6 protein-coding genes and 1 pseudogene are annotated in these 4,975 nt (G+C 74.3%); 3 read left to right on the top strand and 4 right to left on the bottom strand.

Annotated features, from left to right (window positions below):
• The 3 genes and pseudogenes from AA75_RS49945 to AA75_RS30175 form a co-directional block, all read right to left on the bottom strand.
• A pseudogene (locus tag AA75_RS49945) lies at nucleotides 1–311 on the bottom strand (hypothetical protein); the annotation flags it as partial.
• A 2-nt stretch (nucleotides 312–313) separates the two neighbouring features.
• On the bottom strand, nucleotides 314–1,573 hold the full coding sequence (locus AA75_RS30180; RefSeq protein ID WP_033823469.1) for an SLC13 family permease: 1,260 nt from the start codon (nucleotides 1,571–1,573) through the stop codon (nucleotides 314–316).
• A 150-nt stretch (nucleotides 1,574–1,723) separates the two neighbouring features.
• Nucleotides 1,724–2,524, bottom strand: coding sequence for an alpha/beta fold hydrolase (locus AA75_RS30175; RefSeq protein ID WP_082526928.1), 801 nt, complete (start codon nucleotides 2,522–2,524; stop codon nucleotides 1,724–1,726).
• Nucleotides 2,525–2,586: 62 nt separating this feature from the next.
• Between AA75_RS30175 and AA75_RS30170 the strand changes: the two genes are divergently transcribed.
• Nucleotides 2,587–3,006 carry a MarR family winged helix-turn-helix transcriptional regulator gene (locus AA75_RS30170; protein WP_033823468.1) on the top strand — a complete coding sequence of 140 codons (420 nt, stop codon included), beginning with the start codon at nucleotides 2,587–2,589 and terminating at the stop codon, nucleotides 3,004–3,006.
• A 39-nt stretch (nucleotides 3,007–3,045) separates the two neighbouring features.
• Here the strand turns inward: AA75_RS30170 and AA75_RS48125 are convergent, their stop codons facing one another.
• Nucleotides 3,046–3,246 carry a hypothetical protein gene (locus AA75_RS48125; RefSeq protein WP_149038460.1) on the bottom strand — a complete coding sequence of 67 codons (201 nt, stop codon included), beginning with the start codon at nucleotides 3,244–3,246 and terminating at the stop codon, nucleotides 3,046–3,048.
• Between the two features lie 187 nt (nucleotides 3,247–3,433).
• Between AA75_RS48125 and AA75_RS30165 the strand changes: the two genes are divergently transcribed.
• Nucleotides 3,434–4,279, top strand: a complete 846-nt coding sequence (locus AA75_RS30165; RefSeq protein WP_051813745.1) for a uridine kinase — start codon at nucleotides 3,434–3,436, stop codon at nucleotides 4,277–4,279.
• A gap of 380 nt (nucleotides 4,280–4,659) precedes the next feature.
• Nucleotides 4,660–4,975: putative quinol monooxygenase (locus tag AA75_RS30160; protein WP_063794464.1), on the top strand; the 316-nt coding region annotated here is incomplete at its 3' end.

The raw sequence follows: 4,975 nt of genomic DNA, 5'->3' as shown, positions 1-4,975 counted from the left end.
GGGGCCAGCCGCTCGGTGGCCGCCGCCAGCAGTTCCTGCGCGGTGGCGGCGGCGACCCGGTCGACGGCCGCGGCCGGATCGCTGCCCCAGCCGTGGGCGTCCGGCCCTTCGGCGGGCCGGCCGTCGGAGGCCCGGCGGCCGCTCGGGTGGGCGCGGCCGAGCAGGCCGGCGAAGGCCCCGTGCGCGGTGGCGGCCACCTCGGTGCCGGTGACGTGCAGGAGTGTGACCCCGGCGCGGTCCGGGGTGTGGGCGCGGGCGGCGTCCACCGTGGCGGGCCAGGTTCCTTCGGTGATCCAGACCAGGACTCGCACGGTCAGCCTCCCGGGAGCACAGTGAGCGACACCCACAGTGCTACCACGGAGAGCACCAGCGCGGCGGGCACCGTGAGCAGCCCGAGCCGGGTGAACTCGCCGAGGCCGACATCGCTGTCGTGCTCGCGCACGATGCGCCGCCACAGCAGGGTGGCCAGGGAGCCGGCGTAGGTCAGGTTGGGGCCGATGTTGACGCCCAGCAGGACGGCCAGCACCGGGCCGGTCCCGGCCGGCGCCGCCAGCGGCAGCATGACCAGGACGGCCGGCAGGTTGTTGATCACGTTGGCCAGCACCGCGGCGAGCGCGGCCACCCCGAGCAGCGCCGGCAGGCCGGTGCCACCCGGCACCAACCGGGCGAGCGCCGAGCCGAGGCCGTTGTCGACCACCGCACGCACCACCACCCCCAGCGCCAGCACGAACGCCAGGAACGGCAGCGCGGCCGAGCGGACCACCGCAACCGGGGTCGCGGTGCGCCGCAGCAGCGCCCGGACCGCGAGGGCGAGCGCGCCGGCCGCCGCCGCCCAGGCCGGGTCCACGCCCAGCGCGGAGGTGAGCACGAAGCCGCCCAGCGTGGCCGCGACGGTGACCAGCGCGAACCGCGGCAGCGGCGGCACCGGCCCGGCCTGCGCCGGACCCGCGCCGGCGTCCAGGTCGGCGGCGAAGAAGCGGCGCAGCACCAGGTACTCGACGCCGATCGCGGCCAGCCACGGCAGCACCATCAGCCCGGCGAAGTGCACGAAGCCGACCCCGGCGGCCGCGAAGGCCAGCAGGTTGGTCAGGTTGGAGACCGGCAGCAGCAGCGAGGCGGTGTTCGAGAGGTGGGTGCAGGCGTAGACGTGCGGTTTGGGCCGGGCCCCGAGCCGGGCCGCGGTGGCGAACACCACCGGCGTCAGCAGCACCACCGTCGCGTCCAGGCTCAGCACCGCCGTGACCACGGACGCCACGGCGAACACCTGGCCCAGCAGCCGCCGCGGCCGCCCGCGCGAGCGCCGCGCCATCCACGCCCCGCACCAGGTGAACAGCCCCTCGTCGGCGCAGAGCTGGGCCAGTACCAGGACGGCCGCCAGGAAGCCGATCACCGGCCCCAGCCGCTCGGCCTCCGCGCGGGCGGCGTCGGGTCCGATCGCGCCGGTGGCCAGCAGGATCCCGGCGGCCGGGACCGCCGCCACCGCCTCCGGCAGGCCCCACGGCCGGGCCACCGCGCACACCAGGACGACGACCAGCAGGACGGCCGACAACGCTTCCGCAGACCCCGCGCTCAGGACAGGCTCCTTCCGGGAAGTTCACACGACGACGGCGGCGTCCGAACCGGAGTCACCGCCCCCGGTATCCTGCCGCAGTGCCGGCCCCCCGGCCGACACCGCCCGGGTCGCCGGGCCGGTCCCGCCCGCGTGCCGATCGCAGGTCGTGGGTCAGACGCCGGGTGCGGTCCCGGGGCCGGTGCGCGCGAGGAAGGTGTCGAGCGCGGCGAAGGTGGCCGCGGGCTGTTCGAGCTGCGGCAGGTGGCCCGCCTCGGGGATCACCACCAGGTGCCCGTCGGTGAAGGCCGCGGCGTACGCGGCGCCGTACGCGGGGGTGACGATGCGGTCGCTCGCACCCCAGATCAGCAGGGCGGGCCGGCTGACCCGTCCCAGCCGGCCGAGCAACTCGGGGTCCTGCATGCCGGACTCGGCCGCGAGGATCCGCAGGGTACGCATGTCGGCCTGACGGGCGGCGAGCCGGTCGGCCGGGAGGGTCGCGGGGTCGAGGTACCCGCGGTCCGGGTCGTGCCAGGCGTACTCGGCGATGCCGCGGGCGTCGAGGGCGAAGAAGTCGCGGATCGGCTCGCCCTCGACCCGGACGCCGACGGCGTCGATCAGCACCAGGCCGCCGACGGCGCCGGTGGTGTCCCGGACGGCCATCTCGGCGGCGATCCAGCCGCCGAGCGAGGAGCCGACGAGGAGGACGTCGCTGAGGCCGCGCACCCGCAGGAGGTGCAGGTAGGTCTCGGCGAGCGCGCCGACGTCGGCCAGCCGGTCCGGGCGGTGGGTGCCGTCCCAGCCGGGATGCACCGGGGTGAGGGTGCGGGCCGTCCCGGCGAGGTGCGCGACCAGCGGCGCGACGGTGGCGCGGCCGCCTCCGCCGTGCAGAACGAGGACGGGCCGGCCGGTGCCGGACTCGGAGAGGGTGATGGAGAGGTCGTCGGACAGGGCGACGGTGTGGTCGGTGAACATGGCTCCACCATAACTAAAGATGCTTAGTTAAGCTAGTTTGGTCATGGCGTAGACTTCGGTCCGTGCAAGGAGAGCTGCAAGTCCTCGGAAGAGCGGTCAAGCAGGCCCAGTACCGTCAGCACCGGGCGCTGGACACCGCCCTCGCGGCCGTGGGCACCACGCTGGCCCAGTGGGACGCCCTCCGGGCGATCGGCCGGACGCCCGGCGCATCGGCCCGGGACCTCGCAGCCGCGACCTTCCAGAGCGAACAGGCCTTCGGAACGCTGGCCGGCCGACTGGTCGCCCAGGGCCTGGTCGACCGCCGCCCCGGCCACGGCCGCCGGATCGAACACCACCTCACCGCCGACGGCGAGCGGACCCTGGAGGCCGGCCACCGGGTCGCCGACGAAGTACTCGCCGACTGCTTCGCCGCCCTGTCCGCCGACGACCGCGCCACCCTGCTCGGACTGCTCCGGCGCCTGGTCGCCGACGACGACACCTGAGCGCGGCGGGCCGCCGCGGACGCCGGGCCGTCCCGGACCTCACGGCGGGGCGTCCGCCAGGTGCGACAGGCTGACGGCGATGACCCCCACCCACGCGGCGAGGAGGACAAGCGCGATCCCGACCACGGCCAGCGCGGCAACACCGAACTTCGCCCCCAGGGACATCGGGGGCCGCCGTCGGCTCCTGGAGTCCCTCCTCGGCCGCGGCCGCGCCCACTGCTCCGCCCACATCTGACTCATACGTCCCGTCCCCTTCGGTCGACCGTTGCCACCATGATCATGAACACCGGCCGGCCGCCGCCTGAGTGTCCGTACTCAATCGCCGATGGGTAGCCCTCCCTCCTCCCGCAGGCCGGAAACGGGTGGCGCCCCGGGCGGGCCGGACCGTAGGTTGTCGCCGCACTCCACCTCACCAACGGGAGTTCTCGTGTCCGAAGACGCGCAGGGTCCCGCACCGGACCGGGCCGCCCGGCTCGCCGCCCTGGTCGGGCAGTGCGAGCCGCTGCTCACCCAGGAGCGAGGCATGGAACAGGTCCAGCGGCTGCTTCGGGACTCCGGGACCGGGGTCCTGGACGCGATCCTCGTCACGCGGAAGCTGCTGGGCGGCGGCCCGCTCGGGGAGGCCAGGGACGCCGTGCTGGAGAGCGCCGCGCGGACCGTCGAACTGCCTGGACCTCAGCGCCTCGTGGATGTCACCGAGCGGGCGAAGGACATCGCCGACGCTCTCCTCCGGTCTGCCCGCACGCGGGGGAGCACCAGGATCGCCGCCATCGACGGCCCCGGCGGGTCGGGCAAGACGACGCTGGCTGCCGCGGTGTGCGCGCGACTCGACGGCTCGGTCGTGGTGCACGTGGACGACTTCTACCGCCCCATGTCCGACCGGGAACGCGAGCGGCTCGACGCGGAGCAGGGCTACCACCGCTACTTCGACTGGGAACGTCTCCGGGACCAGGTCCTGGCCCCGCTCCGGGACGGCCGGGCCGCCCGGTACCGGATCTACGACTGGAGCACCGGGCGGCTCGGCGAGTGGCGCGAGACCGCCCCGGGAGGTGTGGTGATCGTCGAAGGGGTGTACTCCGCCCGCCCGGAGCTCGCCCCCTGGTACGACGTCACCTCGTACGTCGAGGTTCCACGGGACCTCTGTCTGCAGCGGGTGCGGGCGCGTGGCGAGAACCCCGAGGAGTGGATACTGCGGTGGCGCGCCGCCGAGGACCACTACCTGTCCACGACCTGGCCGCAGACCAGGGTCGACCTGATCGTCCGCGGCCACTGAGGAGGGTCGGCGCTCGACGCCGGTGCGGTCCGGCCGACGGGTACGTCCACCACGGCGGGCGTCGGTGTGGCGGGCCCCGGCGAGTTGCTCCCGGCCGTCACACCACGTGACGGATAGTGGGACGCGGGGGACGCGCTGCGATTTGGACGTCGATGGACCGCCATCCCCCGGTCGCCGACCACGGGCCGCTGGGCGACCTGCGGACCGCCGCCCTGGACGGTCGACGAGGCGACGGCGAAGCTGTGGGAGCACTTCTACGGCGGGGCCCCTCCACCCTGGACAGGCCATCAACCGCAAGCGGAGCCGGGAATGAGCCGGGTTTGGGGGACGGGCGTGGTTCGGGCAGGCTGGGCACGGCCGTCGACTTCCGAGGAGCAAGCATGATCCTGATCAACGTCAAGTTCACCGCCAGGCCCGAGTTCAGCGACCGATGGGTGTCGCTGGTCGAGGAGTTCACCCTGGCCACCCGGGCGGAGCCCGGAAACATCTTCTTCGAGTGGTCCCGCAGCGTCGACAACCCGGATCAGTACGTCCTGCTGGAGGCCTTCGAGTCGGCCGAGGCCGGCGCGGTGCACGTGAACTCCGAGCACTTCAAGGCCGCGATGGCCGAACTCCCGGCCCGGATCGCCACCAAGCCGCAGATCATCTACGTCGACGCACCGGTGGACGGCTGGTCCGAGATGGCCGAACTCACCC

Source organism: Kitasatospora sp. MBT63, assembly GCF_000710465.2.
Taxonomy (GTDB): Bacteria; Actinomycetota; Actinomycetes; order Streptomycetales; family Streptomycetaceae; genus Kitasatospora.
The sequence above is the reverse complement of the archived record's forward strand: the minus strand, read 5'-3'. Positions and strand labels throughout refer to the sequence as shown.

Excerpts from the sequence above, each read along its gene's own strand:
- AA75_RS48125 (WP_149038460.1), bottom strand. The coding sequence starts at position 3,246 with ATGAGTCAGATGTGGGCGGAGCAGTGGGCGCGGCCGCGGCCGAGGAGG.
- AA75_RS30175 (WP_082526928.1), bottom strand. The coding sequence starts at position 2,524 with ATGTTCACCGACCACACCGTCGCCCTGTCCGACGACCTCTCCATCACC.